Raw genomic sequence first — 20,916 nt, forward strand, 5'->3', positions numbered from 1 at the left:
TTTCGGGAAGGGTCAGCCCTTGTTGGCGCCCAGCGTCAGGCCGCTGACGAACTGGCGCTGGAGCACGAAGTAGACGATGAGGGTGGGGATGGCCGTGAGCAGGGCTCCGGCCGCGACCAGGTTGGGGTCGGTGAAGTACTGGCCGGAGAGGTTGTTGAGCGCCGAGGTGATCGGCATGTTCTCGCCGGTGGAGATCAGGACGATGGCCCAGAAGAAGTCGTTGTAGATCCAGATGGACAGCAGGGTGGCGAGGGCGGCCATCGCGGGCTTGCACAGCGGCAGCACGATCTGCCAGTACAGGCGCCACACGGAGGCGCCGTCGACCAGGGCGGCCTCGGTCAGTTCGTGCGGCAGCGAGCGCATGTAGTTGCTCAGCACGAACGCGCAGAAGCCGGACTGGAACGCCACGTGGATCAGCACCAGGCCGAGCGCGGAGTCGTAGAGCTTGCCGCTCATCGTGATGCCGGGCAGGTCGATCAGCAGGTACAGGCGGTACAGCGGGGTGATGATGACCTGCTGGGGCAGCAGGTTGCCCGCCGTGAAGACCAGCAGCAGCGCCAGGTTGAGGCGGAAGTCGAAGCGGGCGACGTAGAAGGCGACCATGGACGACAGCAGCAGCGTCAGCAGCACGGCCGGCACGGCGACGATCAGCGTGTTGCCGAAGTAGTGCAGCATGTCCGACTGCTGGAAGGCGTTCGTGAAGTTGTCGAAGCCGAGTTTTTCGGGCCAGGAGACATAGCCCTTCGTGCTGGTCTCCGAGTAGGGCCGCATCGCCGCGAGCAGCGCCCACAGCAGGGGCGCCAGCCAGGCCAGCGCCGTGACGACGAGGAAGGTGTGCAGCAGGATCCGGGCCGGGCGGACGGGGGTGCGCTGCTTGCTCGCCAGGGCGTGGCTCATGCGCGCCGCTCCTTCCGGAAGGTGGCGATCAGGTACGGGATGATCACCGCGAGCGAGATGACCAGCAGGACGACGGCGATGGCGGAGCCGTATCCGATCCGGCTGGACTCGCCGATGATGTTGTTGGTGACCAGGATCGACAGCAGTTCGGTGCCCTGGGCGCCCTTGTTGAAGACGAAGACCAGGTCGAAGGCGCGCAGGGCCTCGATGATCGTGACGACCAGGACGACGGTGTTGGTGGGCCGCAGGGTCGGGAAGACGACGTTCTTGAACGTCTGCCACTCGTTCGCGCCGTCCAGCGAGGACGCCTCCCGCAGGGCGGGGTCGACGCCCTTCAGGCCGGCCAGGTAGAGGATCATCATGTAGCCGGCGTGCCGCCAGGAGGCGGCGACCAGGACGGCCCAGAGGTTGAGGTCCGGGTCGCCGATCCAGTCGATGTAGTGGCCGGGCTTGTTGGCTCCGATGAGGCTGTTGATCAGGCCGGTGTCGGGGTTGTAGACGAGCTGCCAGACGAATCCGGTGACCGCCAGCGACACCACCACCGGCAGGAAGAACGCGGTCTGGTAGACGCGGCTGAAGCGGATCTTCTTGTCCAGTTGCACGGCCAGGAACAGGCCGAAGGGCGTGGGCAGCAGGATGAGCACGACGAACCAGATGACGTTGTGCTCGACGGCGGGCCAGAACTGCGGGTTGCTGGTGAACAGCTGCTGGAAGTTCTGCAGACCGACCCAGTGGATCGAGTCGAAGCCGATGCCGTCCCAGCTGGTGAAGGCCAGCGCGATGGAGGCGAGGGCCGTCAGCCACACCAGGGCGACGTGCAGGATCGTCGGCACGCCCGCCATCAGGCCGAGCGTGATGCGGTCGCGGCGGGTCAGCAGGCGGCGGTGGCCCGTAGAGCTCTTCGCGGGAGCGGCGCCCGGAGACGGCGCGGGGGCCGTCTCCGGGTTCTCGGTGGAGGTGTCGGTGCTCATGAGGACGCGAAGATCGTCTTCTTCTGACGCTCGATCGACGAGAGGATGCTGTCGACGTTCTTGGGGTTGCGGACGAAGTTCTGCAGCGCGGGCTGCATCACCGTCGAGGTGAAGTCCGGGCGGGAGTCGCGGTCCATGAACTGCGTCAGGCTCTTCGCGCCGGAGATCATCTCGAAGGACTTCTTCTGGAGCGCGGTGTAGGAGGAGGTGTCGGCCTTGGTGGAGGCGGCCACCACGCTCGAGTCGGCCTTGAGGTAGATCTGCTCGGCCTCGGGGGTGCCCAGGTACTCCAGCAGCTTGGCGGCGCCGTCGCGGTTCTTCGGAGCCTTGGAGAGCATGAAGCCGTCGGTGGGCGCCTCGACGGTGTCCTGGCCGAACTGCGGGTCGATCTCCGGGAAGGCGAAGAAGTCGAGGTCGTCCAGGTCGGCCTTGTTGGTGAACTGCTGGCCGACGAAGGTGCCCAGCAGATACATGCCGGCCTTCTTCGCCACCAGGGTCTGGGCCGCGTCCTGCCAGGTGCGGCCCACCGCGCCGTCCTGGTGGTAGGGGAGGATCTCCGACCAGTGGTCGAAGACCTTGCGCACCTTGGGGTCGGTCCAGGATGCCTTGCCCGCCATCAGCTCGACGTGGAAGTCGTAGCCGTTGGTGCGGAAGTTGATCTGGTCGAAGGTGCCCATCGCCGGCCAGGCGTCCTTGTCGCCGAAGGCGATCGGGACCAGCCCGTCCTTCTGCATCCGCTTGCACAGGGCGACGAAGTCGTCCCAGGTGGTGGGGACCTTGTAGCCGTGCTGGGCGAAGACGCTCTTGCGGTAGAAGACCGCCCACGGGTACGTGTACAGCGGCACGAAGTAGTACTTGCCGTCCTCGCCCTTGCTGAGCTTCTTCATCGCGTCGGGGAAGTTGCCCCCGATCTTCGCCCACACGTCGTCGATGGGCGTGGCCAGCTTCTTCGCCGCGAAGAACTGCATCCGGTAGCCGGCGAACCAGGTGAACACGTCGTCCGGCGTGCCCTGCAGATAGGAGTTGATCTGCTCCTGGAACGTGTTGTGGTCCTTGGTGTTCACGTCGACCTTGATGCCGGACTTCTTCGTGAAGGCGGCGTAGATCTCGGCGAACGCCTTCTTCGGCACCGCGTCCGAGGAGTTCGAGCCGAGGCTGACCGTCTTCGTGTCGGCGGCCGCGCCGCTGCCGCCGCATGCGCTCAGCAGGGGTATGCCGGCGCCGAGCAGGGCCGCGCCGCCCATGCCGCGCAGGAGAGAGCGGCGGCTGGGAGCGGGAAGGGAGAGTCCGGAAGGAGAGAGGTCGTGCATGAACGGCTCCTGAGGCAGGGTTCGGCCACGAGGGTGTGGCGTGAAATCCAGTCTTAATCGACCAGAAATCAACTTGACCGAACACGGTGGCGCAATAACAGCCGTATGTCCGGTCATGCGTCAAGAGCCGTCGACTTCATTTGTCGAAATGTGACCGTCCCGTGAACACGGGTCGTCCTGGGAGGGGCGGGCCGGTCGATGAGACGGGACGCGGTCAGAGAGACCGGGCGCGGTTGTACGCAGCGACCAGCCGGCCCCGCCGCCGGCGCCGCACCGGCCCGCGGTGGCCCCTGCGGCTCACGGGCGCGGACCGGGTATCGGTGTGCACCTGGCACGACGGACCGCCGCGCGTGGAGATCGGGACCTACTGAGTGCCGTGCGGGCTCAGCGGAACACCGAGGCGGGCGGCGCGGGCGACGCCACGGCCGCGATGTCCGTGACAGGCGTGGCCCCGCCGGTGAAGTCGGTGAGCGTCCTGCCGTGCTCGACCCGGCCCGGATGCGGGTCGGAGGCGGCACGGCGGGTCAGTTCGGCGACGGGCAGCGGCTGGTCGGAGGCGACCAGGACGGCGTTCCCGAAGCGTTTGCCGCGCAGCACCGTCGGGTCGGCGACCAGCGCGAGCTGTTCGAATCGGGCGGCGGCTGTGGCGATCTGGCCGCGCAGGTGGGCGAGCGGCGGTCCGTCGGCGAGGTTGGCGGCGTAGATCCCGCCGGGCTTGAGGGCCCTGCGTACGTCGTCGAGGAACTCGGTCGAGGTCAGATGGGCCGGGGTCCGGGCCCCGCTGAACACATCGGTGATGACCAGGTCGGCCCAGCCGTCCGGCACCTTGGCGAGCCCCTCGCGGGCGTCGACGGACCGCACCCTGATGCGCGCGTTCGCGTCCAACGGCAATTCCCGGCGGACCAGTTGGACGAGGCCGGCGTCCCGTTCGACGACCTGCTGGGTGGAGCGCGGCCGGGTGGCTGCGACGTACCGGGCGAGGGTGAGCGCGCCACCGCCGAGGTGCACCGCATGCACGGGCCGGCCCGGCGGGGCGACGAGGTCGATGACATGCCCGAGCCGGCGCTGGTACTCGAAGGAGAGGTACGCCGGGTCGTCCAGGTCGACGTGCGACTGCGGGGCCCCGTCGATCACCAGGGTCCAGCCCCGGGCCCGGTCCCGGTCGGGGATGAGCTCGGCGAGCCCGCCGTCGACGCTCTCGACGACGGCTTCCCCACCGGCCTGCCTGCGCCTCCCGCTCCTGGACTTTCCCATGGGGTCATTATCAGGGGCGGGCTGTTAAGCAGGACGTGCGCTTAAGCAGGACGTGCGCTCCCCGGGCGCCGGTGCCCGGACAGGCGCCGGCACCCTGCCGGGCGTCAGGGGGACCAGTGCCTCGCCGGACGTCAGCGCGTCGGCGTCTAGCGGCAGCTGTCCGCCGCCCTGATCGTCCGGGCCGCCTCCCCCAGGGCCTTGCGCAGCACCGTGGGGTCCGTCGCGAGGTCCGCCTCGCCGGGCGGCAGCAGCCAGTCCGAGCCCTCCACCGGAGGTTCGGGGGCCAGGGTCGGTCCGCGTCCGTCGGTCCGAGTGCACGTGCTCCCCGGCACGTCCCACGCGGCGGCCGTCCCCGGCGGCACCAGGAAGCCCAGCGTGTCACCGCCGTCGTCGTGCAGGACGGGCCCGACCGCTTCCCCGGCCCCGCGCCGCAGGATGTCGACCGCCTCCAACCCCTGCCGCGCCGGCACCGTCACGACATCACATTCGGCCGACGGTGTGCTCGGCGGCGTACCCGGCGGTGTACGAGGATCGTTGATCTGGCTGGTCTCCATCCCGGCCTCCACGACGGAACCCCTGCTTGGACGAGCGGTCGGGAGTCGGGGGCCTCCCGGTCCACAGGGTTCAACGCGGCAGACCGTCAACGGCTACGGCGGAAGTGAGCCGCAAAGGATGGCACTTCATGGCAGATCACGGATGAGATATCCGGTTTGTAGCCAAACCCAGCGTGAGGACTCCGGCACAGCAGGTACGTTCTTGCCCGCCGGACACGGGGAAGACCATACGGGACAACACGTACAACTCGCCCCGAACCCGGCATGGTTCGACGGTTCGCACGAGAGGACCCGGCCATGGCGTCGTCAACGGTGACCTCGTCTCAACCCAACCGGCCACCACGGCCCAACCTCGCCTTCCGGCACCTGCGCGGACAGCGCTCGCCGGCCGAGTTCGCCGCGGCGATCCGCCGGGCGGCCCTGGAGATCGGCCAGCAGGTCAGCTGCGACGCCCGGTACATCGGCCGGGTCGAGGCGGGCGAGATCCGCTGCCCCAACTACGCGTACGAACGGGTGTTCCTGCACATGTTCCCTGGCCGCACGCTCACCGACCTGGGCTTCGCGCCCCGCTCATCGGTACGCGGACGCCGGGCGCGCGACACCGAGGACACGCCCCCGACGTGCAACCCGAACCCGGCGAACGCCACGAGTGAGACCAGCGGGGCGTGCGAGCCGTATGAAACGCAGAACCCGTACGACCCGTACCACCCGCACGACACCTACGAGGAGAGCGACGTGCTACGTCGCGCATTCATGACCGGCGGGGGCGCCACGGTGGCCGCCGCCTCGCTGGGGCCCGTCGGCCTCGCCCTCGACGCCGCGGCGGCACAGCGCCCCGTGCGCCGCGCCGGGGCGAGTGACGCGGGTGCCCTGGAAGAAGCCGTCCGCCGCATCCGGCTGCTCGACGACCGGCACGGGGCCGACGGCCTCTACCGCCGTGCGGCGGCCCCGCTGCGTGCCGCCTACGCCCTGCTGGACGCCGGTACGACCCGGCAGACGACGGCGGACCGGCTCTACTCGGGCGCCGGTGAACTGGCCATCTCCGTGGGCTGGCTGGCCCACGACTCGGGACGCTTCGACGACGCCCGCTCCCACTACGCGGAGGCGCTGGCGACCGCCCGGATGACCGCCGACCCGGGCCTGGAGGCGCACGCCTTCTGCAACACGGCCTTCCTCGCGCGCGACGCGGGCCGGCCGCGCGAGGCGGTCCGGGCCGCCCAGGCCGCACAGCGCGTCGCCCGGCCGGTCGGCTCGGCCCGGCTGATGTCGCTGCTCGCGCTGCGCGAGGCGGGCGGCTGGGCCGGCCTCGCCGACCGCGTCGGCTGTGAGCAGGCACTGGCCCGGGCGCAGGCCCTCTTCGAACGGGGCCCCTCGGACGCCGACCCCGAGTGGATGAGCTTCTACGGGGAGGCCGAACTGGAAGGCCTCGAGGCGCAGTGCTGGTCCACGCTCGGTGACTGGCGCCGGGCGGCACGGCACGCGCGGCGGGCGGCGGAGCTCCAGGATCCGCACTTCACGCGGAACATCGCGCTGTACACGGCGGAGCTGGCGGACGACCTCGCGCGCGGCGGCCGGCCGGACGAGGCCGCCGTGGCGGGGATGCGGGTGCTGGATCTGCTGGAGGAGGTCCAGTCGTCCCGGATCCAGACGATGCTGGCGGCCACGGCCCGGGTGCTCTCGCCGCACCGGCGGGCGTCGGGGGTGTCGGCGTTTCTGGAGAGGCATGCGTCGATGCCGAGGATGGTGTGAACCGTCTCAGCCCGCTAGACGAGGTGCCCCACGTCGTTCCAGCTCTCGATCGCCGGCTCCCCGTAAGCCCACCCGAGCACCGACAGCGACGTCGGATTCAGCCGTATCCGCGCCGCGAAGTCGACCGGCAGGCCCAGCCATCGCGCCCCGATGGAGCGCAGGATGTGCCCGTGGGCGAAGATCAGGACGTCCCGGTCCTCGGCACGCGCCCAGGAGACCACCTGGTCCGCCCGGGCCGTGATCCCGGCGAGGGTCTCGCCCTCGGGGACACCGTCGCGCCAGATGAACCAGCCGGGCCGGACGGCCTGGATGTCCGCCGGGGTCATGCCCTCATAGGCCCCGTAGTCCCACTCCAGCAACGCGTCCCACGCCCGCGCGCGGTCACCGAAGCCGGCCAGTTCGCAGGTCTCACGCGCGCGTACCAGCGGGCTGGTGCGCACCTCGACGCCGGGCAGGCCGTCGTACGGCGCCCGGTGCAGGCGCTCCCCGAGCAGCTTGGCCCCGCGCCGGCCCTCCTCCAGCAGCGGTACGTCGGTCCTGCCGGTGTGCTTGCCGGACAGCGACCACTCGGTCTGTCCGTGCCGGGCCAGCAGGATGCGCGGAGCCATGGGGGACCTTTCCGGGAGGAAATCGCGAGCGGAACTCCACCATCATCGCGCACGCTGGTCGCGGGCAACCCGGGGGGCGATCTCTGCGTCTTTGAGGTCCGGAGGGCGCCTCCAGGGGGCGCACGTACGCCGTAAAGTGGCACGACCGGCCGGATGCCGCGTGGAGACGAAGGGGGAGGGCGATCGGATGCCGCACACCGAGACACCGGGCACCGGGGCGGCCCCTGCGCTCCGGCTCCGCTGGTGGACGGAGCTGCCGCTGATCCTGCTGGTGTACGCGTGCTACACGGCGGGCCGGCTCCTCGCCCGGGGCGACGTGTCCGGTGCGGTCGACCACGGTCTGGCGATCCTGCGCATCGAGAAGGCGCTGTATCTCAACGCCGAGCACCCGCTCAACCGCCTCTTCACCCAGGAGGCCTGGATAGGCGTCCCGGCGGACTTCTGGTACGCGTCGCTGCACTACCTGGTCACGCCGGCGATCCTCGTGTGGCTCTTCCGCTCCCGCGCGGTGCGGTACCGCGCCGCGCGCACCTGGCTGATGACGTCCACCCTCATCGGCCTGATCGGTTTCACCCTGCTGCCGACCTGCCCGCCCCGGCTCCTCGACGCCAGTCACGGCTTCGTGGACACGATGGCCCAGTACAGCTCGTACGGCTGGTGGGGCGGCGCTGCGAGCGCCCCGCGCGGCATGGGCGGAATGACCAACCAGTACGCGGCGATGCCGAGTCTGCACGTGGGCTGGGCCCTGTGGTGCGGGGTGATGCTGTGGCGCTACGGCGGTACGCGCATGGCGAAGGCCGCCGGGGTCGCCTACCCGCTGATCACGACGATCGTGGTCATGGGAACCGCCAACCACTACTTCCTCGACGCGGTCGCGGGCGCGGCCGTCATGGGCGTCGGGCTGCTGCTGGCACCGGTCGTGCTGCGCGCGGCGGACCGGGTCAAGGCGCGTGTCGTGCCGCGGGCGGCACCGGTCACGACGGCATCTCCCGCCGCGGGTTCCTCGATTGTCAGTGCCGGATGCCAGACTTCCGCGGGTGAGCGAATTCCACGGCAGCGCGAGTCGCGGTTCGGAGCGGGAGCCGAGCCGGGTGCCTCCCCCAAGGACGCGGGGGACGGCGCTCCGGCACCGGCTCGCTGAGCTGCGCGGTCCCGACGTACCGGCGAAGGCCCTGGACGCGCGCGCGTTGGCGGCGCTGGCCGCCAACCCCGGTTGTGCGCGCAGAGCGATCCTCGACGGGGCCGGGGTGAACAAGGCGGCGCTGGCGAGCGCGCTGGGCTCGCCGTCGGCCTTCGGGCAGTCCCAGTTCGCGCTCACACGGGGCAACGCGTTCGAGGCGAAGGTCAAGGCCGACGGCGGCGCGGAGCTGCTGCGGCTGGTGCACGAGAAGCTGGACCGGACGGCCGAGCCGCCCGCCGAGGCGCGCGTGCCCGACCTGACCGCGACCGGCCCCCAGGGGCGTACGGCCCGTACGGCGCTGGAGCTGCGGGAGGCCGCCGCGCACCCGGGCGCGTGGACGCTGCTCGACCACCCGATGCTCGCGCTCGATGTCGCGGGCTCCCCCGCGTTCCTGGAGCCGGACGCCGTCGTGGTGCATCCGGACGGCAGCTGGACGGTGGTCGAGATCAAGTCGTTCCCGCTGCTGGACGGTTCGGCGGACCCGGCGAAGGTCGGGGCGGCGGCCCGGCAGGCTGCGGTGTACGTGCTGGCGCTGGAGGAGGTCGCGGCCCGTCTGGATCCCTCCCCGCGCGTGCGGCACCGGATCCTGCTCGTCTGCCCCAGGGACTTCTCCAACCTGCCGGCCGCGTCCGCCGTCGACATCCGCAAGCAGCGCGCGGTGACGGCCCGCCAGCTGACCCGGCTGACCCGCATCGAGGACATCGCCGAGACGCTCCCCGAGGGCACGTGCTTCTCCCCCGAGCTGCCCGCCGACGAGCTGACGGCCCACGTGGAGTCGGTCCCGGCGACGTACGCGCCGGAGTGCCTGTCCGCGTGCGAGCTGGCCTTCCACTGCCGGGGCAGCTCCCGCGAGGCGGGCGCGGTGACCTCGCTCGGGCGGCCGGTGCGGGCGGAGCTGGGCGGGCTGACGACCGTGGAGGACGTCCTGGCGGCGGCCCGCGGGGAGGCCGGCGACCCCGACGATCCGGCGGTGGCGGCCCTCAGGCGGGCGGCGGCCCTGCGCGCCGAGGCACTGGAGGCGGCGTGTCGCTGATCTCCACCCTGGCCCGGCTCGAAGCGGTCAGCACGGGCCGCGCCCAGCCCGCCGCGACCGTCCGGCACCGGCACCTGTCCGACCGCCCGCTGGTGTTCGTGCCGCTCATCACCGCCGGTGAGGCCGGCGCCCCGCTCGGCGCGCTGGTCGGCACCGACCGGGACGCGCCGCGTCTGCTGGTCGTCCCGCAGCCCCGCGACCGCGACCTCAGGTTCGCGCTCCTGGCCGAACTGGCCGACGTGGTGCTGCCGTACGTCGACGCCTACGCCGAGGTCATGGAGGCCGCCGAGCGCACCGAGACCGACCCGGAGACCGGCAAGCGGGTCAAGGTCGAGGTCGACCTGTGCGCGGACGCGCCGCAGCTGATCGTGCCGAGCCGCGCGGGCATCGACCTGGTGCGCCTGCTCGGGCGCTCCATGCGCTTCCGGCGGACGGCCGAGCAGGACCCGCAGGCCCCGTATCCGGCGCCGCCCCGGGTGCCGCTGCTCGGGCGGTGGCTGACGCACTTCGGGGAGCGGGCCCGGGTGCCCGGCTCCTCGCTGCTGCTGGCCATGACCGACGTACTGGGCAGGCACTGGGCGACCGGGCAGTCCACGCTGGAGGACCAGCATCTGGGGGCGCTGCTCGCCTGGATCGACCCGCCGGAGGGCCTGACCGGCGCCGAGGCCGCGCTGCGCGCCGAACTGGAGCGGGACGCGCAGGGTCAGCTGACGTGCCCCCCGGCCGGTCCCGCCACCGACCCGGCGTTCGACAACAAGCTGCTCGCCCCCGCCATCGAGCGCTACGACCGTGCCCGCACGGCCCTGGCCGCCGCCGAGGACGGCCTGGAGGCCGACGACCGGCTCGGTGCGCTGACCGCCGCCGAGCGGGAGATCCGGGACCTGGTGCTCAGCCGCACCCTGCCCACCTGGGAGAAGGTCTGGCAGGGCCTCGACCTGCTGCGGGAGCTGCCCGAGGGGGCGCATGTCGAGGAGCGCTGGACCCGCGACCGCTGGTCCTTCACGGGCCACCGCGACCGGGTCCTGGCCGGCGAGCCCCCGCAGCCGCGCCGCGACGACGCGGTCACCGCGGCCAACAAGCTCGCCACACGCGAGCGCGAACAGGCCAGGCTGGAGGCGCAGGAGGCCCTCGACGACCCGCTGGTCATGGCGGGACGGCGGCTGTCCGGGGAGGCGTTCGCGGGTGAGGTCACGGACGTCGTGATGGCGTACAGCGAGGGCAAGCGCCCCAGCCCCCGCCCGCTGGTCACGGTCCGCACGGACGACCGGCCGCATCTCGGGGAGCGGACGAAGGTGTACCGGTCGCTGGGCGGGAAGCCGCAGTCGGCGGAGTTCGTCGGGGCCGAGGAGGACGGCGCGTCCGTCGTGCTGCGGATCCTCGACAAGATGGGCCGCGGCAAGGAGCCCGAGCCGGGATCGGTTCCGGAGAAGGGCGACCGTGTCTGCTTCACGCTCTTCGAGCACGAGCAGCGGGGCGGCGCGAAGCTGCCCGACCCGGAGGAGACACCCTGGACGCACGGCGGGCCGCCCGGCGAGGCGACCCTGGAGGCCGCCGACCCGGTGACCGCGGAGGACCTGCTGTGACGACGCTCTTCGATCCCTCCGCCGCCGCGGCCCAGGCCACCGACGCGATCCTCCACGACACGCTGCACGGCACCGCGCGCGGTGTCGTCGTCGACTCCCCGCCCGGCGCCGGCAAGTCCACGCTCGTGGTCCGCGCGGCCCTGGAGCTGGCCGAGGCCGGCCATCCGCTGATGGTGGTGGCGCAGACCAACGCCCAGGTCGACGACCTGGTCCTGCGGCTCGCCGAGAAGAACCCCGAGCTGCCGGTGGGCCGGCTGCACAGCAGTGACGCCGACCCGTACGACAAGGCGCTCGACGGCCTGGAGAACGTCCGCAAATCGGCGAAGGCGGCCGATCTCGCCGGGCTGGCCGTGGTGATCTCGACGGCGGCGAAGTGGGCGCATGTGAAGGCCGACGAGCCGTGGCGGTACGCGATCGTCGACGAGGCGTACCAGATGCGCTCCGACGCGCTGCTCGCCGTGGCCGGGCTGTTCGAGCGGGCGCTGTTCGTGGGCGACCCGGGGCAGCTCGATCCGTTCTCGATCGTGGGCAGCGAGCAGTGGGCGGGCCTCGCCTACGACCCGTCGGCCTCGGCGGTGACGACGCTGCTCGCGCACAACCCGGACCTCCCCCAGCACCGTCTGCCGGTGTCCTGGCGGCTCCCGGCCTCGGCGGCGCCCCTGGTCTCGAACGCCTTCTACCCGTACACGCCGTTCCGCAGCGGCACCGGCCACGGCGACCGCCGTCTCTCCTTCGCCGTGCCGTCGGACGGCTCGGGCCCCGACCGGGTGATCGACGAGGCGGCCGAGTCGGGCTGGGGCCTGCTGGAGCTGCCCGCCCGGCACACCCCGCGCACGGACCCCGAGGCGGTGCGGGCGGTGGCGACGGTCGTACGGCGCCTGCTGGACCGGGGCGGTGCGGCGACCTCCGAACGCTCACCGGACCCGACGCCCCTGACCGCCGACCGGATCGCCGTCGGCACGGCCCACCGGGACCAGGCGGCTGCGGTCCGCGCGGCCCTGGCCGACCTCGGCGTCACCGACGTGGTCGTGGACACGGCGAACCGGCTCCAGGGCCGCGAGTACGACGTCACGGTAGTCCTGCACCCCCTCTCCGGCCGCCCCGACGCCACGGCCTTCCACCTGGAGACGGGCCGCCTGTGCGTCCTTGCCTCCCGCCACCGGCACGCGTGCGTCGTGGTCTGCCGGGCGGGAGTAAGCGACCTGCTGGACGACTACCCGTCGACGGAGCCGGTCCAGCTGGGGACAGTGGTGAAGTTTCCGGATGGGTGGGAGGCGAATCACGCGGTGCTGGCGCACTTGGCCGAACATCGCGTGTCCTGGCACCCATGACGAACGCCGGGAGTACGGCGGCCATGATCCCCACCAGCGGACACCCCACCCTCCCCCGGCCGGAGGCCGGCACGCCGCCGGAGGCGGCCGATGAACACAGCCCGGATGGGTGGGAGGCGAATCACGCGGTGCTGGCGCACTTGGCCGAACATCGCGTGTCCTGGCACCCATGACGAACGCCGGGAGTACGGCGGCCATGATCCCCACCAGCGGACACCCCACCCTCCGCCGGCCGGAGGCCGGCACGCCGCCGGAGGCGGCCGATGAACACAGCCCGGATGGGTGGGAGGCGAATCATGCGGTGCTGGCGCATCTGGCCGAACATCGCGTGTCGTGGAGGCCGTGACGAACGCCGGGGGGTGTCGCAGCCGTATCCACCACCGCGATGCCCACTTGCGCGCCCGCGAGACAATGGACGGTGGCCCACTCCACCGGGAGGGTCAGCGCGACGTACGAGGAGGAGTAGACATGGCGGAGCACACGCCGCGTCGGAACGAACCGCGGCTACGCCCCGCGCCCCTGCTCTTCGAGCCCGCGGAGGCGGCCTCCGACCCTGAGCACTTCTTCGATCTCGAGTCGATCGACGACCCCCGCGCGCTGCTGTCCCGCGCGACGGAGCTGACGCTGGCGTTCCGGGCCGCGGCGGACCGGGCGCTGGAGTTCCAGGCGATCGCGGCGGCGCAGCTGGCGGATCCGCGGCGGTTCGACCGGCTGACGACCGCGGACATCGCCGAGCGGGCCGAGTGGACCGAGGACTACGCCAAGAAGATGGTCGAGTTCGGACGGGACCTGATGCGGGGCGGCGGCGAGGGCCGGGGGCCCGTCGACCCGGTGTGAGACCGGGAGATCCGCACCTTCTCGATCTACCTGGCATATGCCAGGCGGGCAAGATACTCCCTCCCCACCCCTCCTGTCCCGATTTCCCGCAACCCTCGGGAACCGCGCGGGCACGCCCGGTAGACATTGACGCCATGAGCAGCGCATGGAACGCCTCCCATGTCACCCCGGACGGGGCCGCATGGCTCGCCTCGGCAGGAACGTATCCGCGAAGCACGCTCGCCCTCTGGGAGGAGCGCCCGGACGCACCGGTCGTGCTGCCCTGCGGGTCGGTCTTCGACGTCGTCAGCGCGCCCGCGATGTTCGGGCGGCGGATGCTCGACCGGCTGTGGGACGACGGGCCCGGCTCGGGACCGGTCGCGGAGTTCCGCGGCCGGATGCTGCTGTTCGCCGCGCCCGGGACGGCCCAGCGGCTGCCGGCGCTGCTGGAGTGGGAGGAGTGGGGCAAGCACGGCGGGGACCCCCGGGAGCGCGGCCGCACGGGCGGTGTCCCGCCCCTGCTGTGCCACGGCACGGGCGACGCCGTGACCGTCCCGGCGCCGGCGGACGACGCCTCCGCCGACCGCTCCGGTGCCCGCTGGCTCGTCGCCCCCGACACCCGTCAGCCCTGGTTACCCGGCCCCGAGGTACTGCTGTGGGCGGCCGTCCGGGCGGCCCGTTCGGCCGTGCGGATATCGATTTTTCCTCCCGCCGACCCGGGTGCTAAGGTCTACGACGTCAGCAGGCGCCGCTAGCTCAGTTGGTTAGAGCAGCTGACTCTTAATCAGCGGGTCCGGGGTTCGAGTCCCTGGCGGCGCACAGACGGCAAAGGCCCCTCGCGAGAGCGAGGGGCCTTCTGCATGCCCCGGCGTCCGAGCCGCGCGCCTTCAGCGCCCGACCATGATCCGCACCGTCCAGGCCCCCGAAGCCGTACGTCCCTCCACCTCCACCCGGACGCCCTCCCCCGGCACCGTGAAGCTCTCCCCGGGGCCGATCGGCGCGTCCGCGAGGGGCGGGTAGACCGAGTCCTCCCAGCAGGCCTCCGTGCCCGGGTGGGCGTCGATCACCTCGATCGGCCCGCCCCCGGACTGCGCCCCGCCCCGCACCCGGTACACGAGCACCCCCTGCCGGCACGCGGCCACGTCGTTGCCCACCGGCCCGCGCGCCTCGAACGCGAGCACACTGTCGCGGCCGGTGCGCAACACGGCGAGCTTGGTGCCCCGCCCGAGACCGAAGGCCGGCGCCCCCGCGGCGCCCGCCACCGCCACCCCGGGCCCGGCCGCCAGCGGCTCCAGGGTCAGCCGGGCGGGCCCCGCGTCCTGCACGCACCGCACCTGCCGCTGCCCGAGCCAGCCCAGCTTCCACTTGTGCCAGCCGAACAGGTCGGGGGCCAGTCCGAACTGGCTGCCCATCAGATCCCAGTCGCCGACGTGCGTGTCCCAGTCACCCTTGCCGTCCACGGGCCGGTGGTAGAGGTCGGGCAGGTCGAACACGTGCCCGGTCTCATGGGCGAGGACGAGCCGGTCCGGCGGATGCTGCTCGAACACCGTGACGACCCGGCGCAGATCGGTGCCGTCGGCCCGCATCGGACTCGTGAGGTTGACCACCTTGGTCGCGTCGGAGTCCACACCGGGCGCGTCCGGGTCGGCGACGAAGTACACGACGTCGTAGCGGGAGAAGTCGACCTGCGGGTCGGCCACGGAGAGCGCGTCCCGGAGGTACGCCGCCCGGTGCGCGGCGCTCCAGTCGCGCTGTATGTCGTACGCCGTGGACGGCTGCGGCATCTGGATCCAGTGCCCGAGCGGGTGCGGGCGCAGGGTGAAGCGGCCGTAGGAGGCGCGTTCGAAGAAGCGGGTGGTGGCGGGGAAGTGGTCGGCGGTCAGCTCCTGCGGTGTGGTCAGCGGATGGGCGTCCGGGAAGGACAGGAAGACCATGACCGCGTCCAGGGCCCGGGCCGGGCGCGGGTAGGCGGCGTTCCAGGTGTCCAGGCCCTCGGAGTGGTGGGCGTCGGTGCGGGTCAGGGCGCAGGGCGCGGCCGAGTCGGGCTCGGCGGCCGACGGGCCGGTGCCGAGGGAGGTCGCGGCGAGCGCCGACATGGTGGTGAACACGGCCGCGGTGCTGCGCAGTCGGGCGCGCGAGAACTGACGCGGCACGGGTACCTCCGGGTACGGTTCGCGGGACACCGCACCCAGCCTGTGATGATTTGTCGTACTGCGTCCTGTTTGCTTGCACCAGTCGGGTGAAGAAGCCGAAACATCGCGGACGTCGACACCCGCGAACCACTCACAGAACGTCACAACTGGTCGGGGGCCTGAAGAAGCCGTCCAGGCGTGAGCAGAAACGATCTGGCAGAAGGGCGGGCTGGTCCGGAACACTGGACACCGGCTGGAAGGCCCTGGGGCCAGCCTCTATGATCGGCACACTTTCCTGACCTTTCCTGCACGGACAGAGATCGAATACATGCGGGAGCGAGCGGTGAGCGGAACCTCCGAAGGGCCGGCGCCCGCGGCAGACCTGGACCGGCCGGTCGTCACAGAGAGTGAGATCGATACGCCTGCACGTACCGGACCTCCGGCGCCCGCGCCCTACCGCTCCGTCTTCACGGCCGCCCCGCTCGCCATGGCCGTCGTCGACCGCGAGGGGACGGTCGTCAGCGCCAACGACTCGCTGGCCGCGCTGCTCGGTACCCCGCCTGACGATCTGGCCGGGGCCGTCGCCGCCGACCTGGTCGACCTCACCGATGACGCCCGCACCTGGCACGCGTACCGCGAGGTGCTGCGCGGCCGGCAGTCCCGGCTGCGCTGCACACGCCGGCTCAAGCACCCGGACGGGCATTCGCTGTGGGTGCGGGTGACGGTCGCCCCGCTGCCCGCCGAGGACCGGGCCGTCCTGCTGTCCGTCGCCGACATCAGCTCACGCCGCGAACTCCAGGCCCGGCTGCGGCACTTGCAGATGCACGATCCGGTGACCCGGCTGCCCAACCGCACGCTGTTCTTCGAACGCCTGTCGGCCGCGCTGGAGGCGGAGTCGTACGAGCAGAGCGGCACGGGCCGGATCGGGCTGTGCTACCTGGACCTGGACGGCTTCAAGGCCATCAACGACACCCTGGGCCACCGCGTGGGCGACCGGCTGCTGACCGCCGTCGCCGAGCGCCTCACGCACTGTGCGGACGAGGCCGGGCGGTCCCGGCCCAGCGTCCCGCTGGTGGCCCGGCTCGGCGGGGACGAGTTCGCGCTGCTCGTCGAGGACTCCACGGGCACCGAGCAACTGGCCGAGCTCGCCGAGTCGGTGCTGGAGGCGATCCAGGACCCGTTCGACATCCTGGGGCAGCGGCTGTCGGTCTCGGCGTCGATCGGCGTGGTGGAGCGGCACGCGGCCGGGACGACCCCCACCGCCCTGATGCAGGCCGCGGACACCACGCTGTACTGGGCGAAGGCCGACGGCAAGTCCCGCTGGACGCTGTTCGACCCGGAGCGCAACGCCCACCGCATGACCCGCCAGGCCCTCGCCTCCACGCTGCGTCCGGCCATCGACCGGGGCGAGTTCCAACTGGAGTACCAGCCGCTGGTCGGCATGGAGGACGACCGGCTGCACGGGGTCGAGGCGCTGATCCGCTGGAACCATCCCCAGTTCGGCGTACTGACGCCGAATCGGTTCATCGGACTTGCGGAGGAGGACGGTTCGATCGTTCCGCTGGGCCGCTGGGTGCTGCGGACAGCGTGTGGGCAGGCCCGCCGCTGGCAGCTGGACCACCCCGACGAGCCGCCGATCTTCGTCAGCGTGAACGTGGCGGTACGTCAGGTCTGGGACTCGGACCTGGTGGCGGACGTCGCGGAGACCCTGGCCGAGACGGGCCTCGCGCCGCACCTGCTCCAGCTGGAGCTCACCGAGTCGGCGGTGATGGGCTCGGCCGGCCGGCCGCTCCAGGCCCTGAAGGCCCTCAGCGACATGGGCGTACGCATCGCCATCGACGACTTCGGCACCGGCTACTCGAACCTGGCCTACCTCAGCCGCCTGCCGGTGTCCGTACTGAAGCTGGACGGCACCTTCGTCCGCGGCTTCCAGTACGACGACCGGGACAGCACGGCCGCCCGCCCGAACCCGGCCGACGAGGTCGTGGTCGAGGCGATGATCCAGCTCGCGCACCGGCTGGGTCTGACCGTCACGGCCGAATGCGTGGAGACCTCGGACCAGGCGACCCGGCTGCGGCGCATCGGCTGCGACACCGGACAGGGCTGGCTCTACTCCCGTCCGGTGCCGCCGGACCGCATCTCCGAGCTGCTGGGCACGCCGGGCGTTCAGGCGGGTGTCGGCAACCCGTAGGCGTCGGCGATGAGTTCGTAGGAGCGCACGCGTACGTCGCCGCCGTGCGCGTTGGCCGTGATCATCAGCTCGTCGGCGCCGGTGCGCTTGTGCAGATCGTCCAGGCCGGAGCGGACCTCGTCCGGGGTGCCGTGGATGACGTTGGCGTTCCAGGAGTCGACGAAGTCCCGTTCCATCGGGCTGAACGCGTAGGCCTCCGCCTCCTCGGGGCTGGGCACGAGGCCGGGGCGTCCGGTGCGCAGCCTGACCATGCTGAGGGCGGCGGCCAGCACCTGGCGGCGGGCCTCCTTCTCCTCGTCGGCGGCGAGCGCGGAGACGCCGATGAGAGCGTACGGCTCGTCGAGCACGGCGGACGGCTGGAAGGACTCCCGGTACAGGTCCAGGGCCGGGACGGTGTTCTGCGCCGAGAAGTGGTGCGCGAAGGCGAAGGGCAGCCCGTGGACACCGGCGAGGCGGGCGCTGAAGCCGGAGGAGCCCAGCAGCCAGATCGGCGGGCGGTGCGGGGACTGGACGCCGCCGGGGCTGGTCGCCTGGATCGGCCCGGGTACGGCGTGGATGCGGCGGTAGGGATGCCCGTCGGGGAAGTCGTCGTCGAGGAACCGGGTCAGCTCGGCGAGCTGCTCGGGGAAGTCGTCGGCGCCCTCGTTCAGGCGTTCGGTGCGGCGCAGGGCGGCGGCCGTGGCACCGTCGGTTCCCGGCGCGCGTCCGAGCCCGAGGTCGACACGGCCCGGGGCCATGGCCTCCAGCGTCCCGAACTGCTCGGCGATGACGAGCGGGGCGTGGTTGGGCAGCATGACGCCGCCCGAGCCGAGGCGGATGCGGCCGGTGTGGGCGGCGAGGTGGGCGAGGATCACGGCCGGGGACGACGAGGCCACACCGGGCATGGAGTGGTGCTCGGCGACCCAGTAGCGGTGGAAGCCGCGCGACTCGGCGAGGCGGGCCAGGTCGACGCTGGTGCGCAGCGCGTCGGAGGCGGTGCGGCCGGCCCCGACGGTGACCAGGTCCAGTACGGAGAGGGGGACGGGGGCGCTGCCCTGCGCTGCGCCGCGTATCTCGTCTGCCGCCACGGTGGGGTGCCTCCTGCTGTGGGCCGTGTGCTGTCGTTCCCGGCCTTAACAGGGGACTGTCTCCGGTTATTCCCGCGAGCTGCCGCGGAGTCAGGCTGCGCGCTCCCAGTCGCTCTGCGTTCCGCCGTACGGGGGCCGCCGGGCGGCCTTCTCGCGGACGCGGAGCACGATCCACGCGAGGGCGGCTCCACCGGCGAGCCACCAGGGCAGGGACCACACGGCACCCCACCAGTTCGCCCGCGGTTCGAGGACGGCGTCCACGGCGGCGGTGATCATCGCGGCGGCCAGGCTCCAGCACAGCAGGCGCCCGGACAGCTGGACAGCGCTTACAGGGGATCTGAACGGGCCCGTTTCGGCCATCGGGAAGTCCTTCACGGCACGACTGGCTGCGGACGTGGCCAGTGTGCACGGGATGGACAACGGAAGGGGAACGCGCTTTCGGTCAAGTCAAGCGCCTTGTGAGACAGCGGAGTTGAGGGTTCCTCAGCTCTGAGGGGACCGTTCACCCCCTATGCCCGGATCTGCCCCGCCGAAGAGGTGGGACCGATTCCGGGCGTAGGCGGCGAGAACGGCACCCGTGTTCAGGCCTGGACGAGCGGCTCCCTGGTGAACAGGGCGCCCAGTTCCGGCGCGTTCACGCGGCGGTCCGCCAGGCGCAGGCCCTCCCAGACCGTGACCTGGTTGGCGGTGAGGACCGGCTTGCCGAGCTCTTTCTCCAGGGCAGGGATGTGAGCCGCCGTGTGCAGGGCCGTGTCGGGCAGGAGGAGGGCCTCGGCCTCGGGGTGGTCGGAGTGCCGGGCCATGGCGAGGAGTTCCGCCTCGCCCCAGGTGCCGACCTCGGCGGCCGTGATGATGCCGGAGCTCTTCACCGAGACGACCTCGACGCCGTCCGCCCGCAGGAACTCGGCGAACAACTGCGCCACGTCGTCCGGGTACGTCGCGCCGATCGCGACCCGGCGCACCCCCAGCTCCCGTACCGCGTGCACGAACGCGAAGGACGTCGAGGAGGCCGGCATGCCGGCCGTCTGCGCCAGGGTGCGCACCTGGTCCTGCGCGCCGTCCCAGCCGTAGACGAAGCTGCCGCTGGTGCAGGCCCACACCACGGCGTCCGCACCGGCGTGCCGCAGCTCCTGGACGCCCGCCGCGAGTCGCCCGGCGGAGCCCATCTCCAGCAGCGCGTCCACCCGGTGCGCGTCCTCACCGATGTCGGTGTGCACCAGGTCCACCCGGATGTCACTGCCGAGCAACTGCTCGATGCGCGGATAGTCGTCCTCGGCGGAGTGGCCCGGGTAGAGAAATCCCAGTGCTGTCATGTCCAGCCTTCCTGCTGCTGCTCTTTTTCCGGCACGACGGGACCGGGGTCCGCCCCCGGCGATCCGAGACCGGCGCGCGCCTCCGGATTGATCAGCGCTTGATACGGTCCCACCGCACGGGTACCCAGTCGGCGCAGCGCCGCCCACATCGTCACTTGGTTGGCCGAGATCACCGGGATGCGCAGTTCTGCCTCCAGTTGGGGGATGACGTCGTAGGTGGGCAGGTTGGTACAGCTGATGAACAGGGCGTCGGCGTCGTCGCGTACGGCCTGCCGCGCCATGTCCACCACCTCCCGGTAGGGGACCTTCCAGATGTGCCGGGTCAGGCCCATGAAGGCACAGCCGGAGATCGTCACGCCGGCCTGGGCGACGTACGCCTCCAGCGACTGCGTCACCGAGACCGTGTACGGCGTCACCAGCGCCACGCGCCGTACGTCCAGCTCCACCAGGGCCTCCAGCAACCCGCCGGAGGTGGTGATCGCCGGGACGGCGCCCGCCCGGCTCATCGCCTCGCACATCGCGCGCTCGCCCATGACGCCGCCGACGAAACTGCCCGACGTACAGGCGTAGGCGATGACCTCGGGGGCGATCGCGTTGAGCGTGCGGACCGCCTCGCTCAGCGTCTCGTGTTCGCTGACCATGCGGGCGAGATCGAGGCTGACCTCGACCGGCACGAACGGTGTTCGTGTCATGTGCAGGGAGACCTCGTCCGGCACCCAGCGCCACAGCTCGCGGTCGAGTGCGAAGTCGAAGGGGGCGACTACGCCGACCCCGCGCTGCGGGCTGGGCCCGCCGAGAAATGAGACGTCCATGCAGGGCACCGGCCTCACACTGGGCAACGAGTGTGCAACGGATCGTGGGAACGCCCGTGTTGACGACGGTAGGTTCGGGTGCGAGCGTGGTCAATCCGTCCGGATCATTCCTTGG

General features: G+C 71.8%; 20 protein-coding genes and 1 tRNA gene. 10 read left to right on the forward strand and 11 right to left on the reverse strand.

The window, feature by feature from the left end:
* Window positions 1–12 precede the first annotated feature (12 nt).
* From QF034_RS14590 to QF034_RS14610, 5 genes are all read right to left on the reverse strand, one after another.
* Complete coding sequence (locus tag QF034_RS14590) at window positions 13–897, reverse strand: carbohydrate ABC transporter permease (protein ID WP_307175368.1); 885 nt, start codon at window positions 895–897, stop codon at window positions 13–15.
* A complete protein-coding gene (locus QF034_RS14595; RefSeq protein ID WP_307175369.1) occupies window positions 894–1,868 on the reverse strand; it encodes a carbohydrate ABC transporter permease in 975 nt (324 codons plus the stop codon). The genes QF034_RS14590 and QF034_RS14595 overlap by 4 nt, the downstream gene beginning before the upstream one ends.
* A complete protein-coding gene (locus QF034_RS14600) occupies window positions 1,865–3,178 on the reverse strand; it encodes an ABC transporter substrate-binding protein (RefSeq protein WP_307175370.1) in 1,314 nt (437 codons plus the stop codon). The genes QF034_RS14595 and QF034_RS14600 overlap by 4 nt, the downstream gene beginning before the upstream one ends.
* Window positions 3,179–3,562: 384 nt before the next feature.
* Entirely contained in the window at window positions 3,563–4,432 is an 870-nt protein-coding gene (locus tag QF034_RS14605; protein ID WP_307175371.1) for a spermidine synthase, read from the reverse strand.
* A 146-nt stretch (window positions 4,433–4,578) separates the two neighbouring features.
* A complete protein-coding gene (locus tag QF034_RS14610) occupies window positions 4,579–4,986 on the reverse strand; it encodes a hypothetical protein (RefSeq protein ID WP_307175372.1) in 408 nt (135 codons plus the stop codon).
* 297 nt (window positions 4,987–5,283) lie between these two features.
* Between QF034_RS14610 and QF034_RS14615 the strand changes: the two genes are divergently transcribed.
* A complete protein-coding gene (locus tag QF034_RS14615; RefSeq protein WP_307175373.1) occupies window positions 5,284–6,735 on the forward strand; it encodes an NsdA family TPR-like regulatory protein in 1,452 nt (483 codons plus the stop codon).
* A gap of 14 nt (window positions 6,736–6,749) precedes the next feature.
* On the opposite strand, the gene QF034_RS14620 is transcribed toward QF034_RS14615, so the two are convergent.
* The gene (locus QF034_RS14620) at window positions 6,750–7,343 is read right to left on the reverse strand and encodes a histidine phosphatase family protein (RefSeq protein ID WP_307175374.1); all 594 of its coding nucleotides are present in this window, start codon (window positions 7,341–7,343) and stop codon (window positions 6,750–6,752) included.
* A gap of 187 nt (window positions 7,344–7,530) precedes the next feature.
* Between QF034_RS14620 and QF034_RS14625 the strand changes: the two genes are divergently transcribed.
* The 8 genes from QF034_RS14625 (at window position 7,531) to QF034_RS14660 (ending at window position 14,105) form a co-directional block, all read left to right on the forward strand.
* On the forward strand, window positions 7,531–8,484 hold the full coding sequence (locus tag QF034_RS14625) for a phosphatase PAP2 family protein (RefSeq protein ID WP_307175375.1): 954 nt from the start codon (window positions 7,531–7,533) through the stop codon (window positions 8,482–8,484).
* Complete coding sequence (locus tag QF034_RS14630) at window positions 8,435–9,556, forward strand: hypothetical protein (RefSeq protein WP_307175376.1); 1,122 nt, start codon at window positions 8,435–8,437, stop codon at window positions 9,554–9,556. The genes QF034_RS14625 and QF034_RS14630 overlap by 50 nt, the downstream gene beginning before the upstream one ends.
* Window positions 9,547–11,139: an amino acid adenylation domain-containing protein gene (locus QF034_RS14635; protein WP_307175377.1), complete on the forward strand. Its 1,593-nt coding sequence runs from the start codon at window positions 9,547–9,549 to the stop codon at window positions 11,137–11,139. The genes QF034_RS14630 and QF034_RS14635 overlap by 10 nt, the downstream gene beginning before the upstream one ends.
* Window positions 11,136–12,470 carry an AAA family ATPase gene (locus QF034_RS14640; RefSeq protein ID WP_307175378.1) on the forward strand — a complete coding sequence of 445 codons (1,335 nt, stop codon included), beginning with the start codon at window positions 11,136–11,138 and terminating at the stop codon, window positions 12,468–12,470. Before QF034_RS14635 ends, QF034_RS14640 begins: the two co-directional genes overlap by 4 nt.
* 196 nt (window positions 12,471–12,666) lie before the next feature.
* Complete coding sequence (locus QF034_RS14645; protein WP_307175379.1) at window positions 12,667–12,816, forward strand: hypothetical protein; 150 nt, start codon at window positions 12,667–12,669, stop codon at window positions 12,814–12,816.
* 122 nt (window positions 12,817–12,938) lie between these two features.
* A complete protein-coding gene (locus tag QF034_RS14650; RefSeq protein WP_307175380.1) occupies window positions 12,939–13,307 on the forward strand; it encodes a DUF8844 domain-containing protein in 369 nt (122 codons plus the stop codon).
* Window positions 13,308–13,441: 134 nt separating this feature from the next.
* Window positions 13,442–14,041, forward strand: a complete 600-nt coding sequence (locus QF034_RS14655; RefSeq protein WP_307175381.1) for a bifunctional DNA primase/polymerase — start codon at window positions 13,442–13,444, stop codon at window positions 14,039–14,041.
* Window positions 14,032–14,105, forward strand: a tRNA-Lys gene (locus QF034_RS14660). The genes QF034_RS14655 and QF034_RS14660 overlap by 10 nt, the downstream gene beginning before the upstream one ends.
* Window positions 14,106–14,173: 68 nt before the next feature.
* Here QF034_RS14660 and QF034_RS14665 read toward each other — a convergent pair.
* Window positions 14,174–15,469, reverse strand: coding sequence for a M6 family metalloprotease domain-containing protein (locus QF034_RS14665; protein WP_307175382.1), 1,296 nt, complete (start codon window positions 15,467–15,469; stop codon window positions 14,174–14,176).
* Between the two features lie 277 nt (window positions 15,470–15,746).
* Between QF034_RS14665 and QF034_RS14670 the strand changes: the two genes are divergently transcribed.
* Window positions 15,747–17,609 carry a putative bifunctional diguanylate cyclase/phosphodiesterase gene (locus QF034_RS14670; protein ID WP_307175383.1) on the forward strand — a complete coding sequence of 621 codons (1,863 nt, stop codon included), beginning with the start codon at window positions 15,747–15,749 and terminating at the stop codon, window positions 17,607–17,609.
* Here QF034_RS14670 and QF034_RS14675 read toward each other — a convergent pair.
* The 4 genes from QF034_RS14675 to QF034_RS14690 all read right to left on the reverse strand — a co-directional run bounded on the left by QF034_RS14675 (window position 17,585) and on the right by QF034_RS14690 (window position 20,801).
* The gene (locus QF034_RS14675) at window positions 17,585–18,676 is read right to left on the reverse strand and encodes an LLM class flavin-dependent oxidoreductase (protein WP_307175384.1); all 1,092 of its coding nucleotides are present in this window, start codon (window positions 18,674–18,676) and stop codon (window positions 17,585–17,587) included. The two genes, QF034_RS14670 and QF034_RS14675, sit on opposite strands and share 25 nt — an antisense overlap.
* A gap of 90 nt (window positions 18,677–18,766) precedes the next feature.
* Window positions 18,767–19,036, reverse strand: a complete 270-nt coding sequence (locus tag QF034_RS14680) for a hypothetical protein (RefSeq protein WP_307175385.1) — start codon at window positions 19,034–19,036, stop codon at window positions 18,767–18,769.
* A 221-nt stretch (window positions 19,037–19,257) separates the two neighbouring features.
* Entirely contained in the window at window positions 19,258–19,989 is a 732-nt protein-coding gene (locus QF034_RS14685; RefSeq protein ID WP_307175386.1) for a maleate cis-trans isomerase family protein, read from the reverse strand.
* Window positions 19,986–20,801 (reverse strand): maleate cis-trans isomerase family protein, encoded by an 816-nt coding sequence (locus tag QF034_RS14690; protein ID WP_307175387.1) that lies wholly within the window; start codon window positions 20,799–20,801, stop codon window positions 19,986–19,988. Before QF034_RS14690 ends, QF034_RS14685 begins: the two co-directional genes overlap by 4 nt.
* Between the last annotated feature and the right edge of the window lie 115 nt (window positions 20,802–20,916).

It is taken from the genome of Streptomyces africanus (assembly GCF_030816955.1).
Taxonomy (GTDB): domain Bacteria; phylum Actinomycetota; class Actinomycetes; order Streptomycetales; family Streptomycetaceae; genus Streptomyces; species Streptomyces africanus.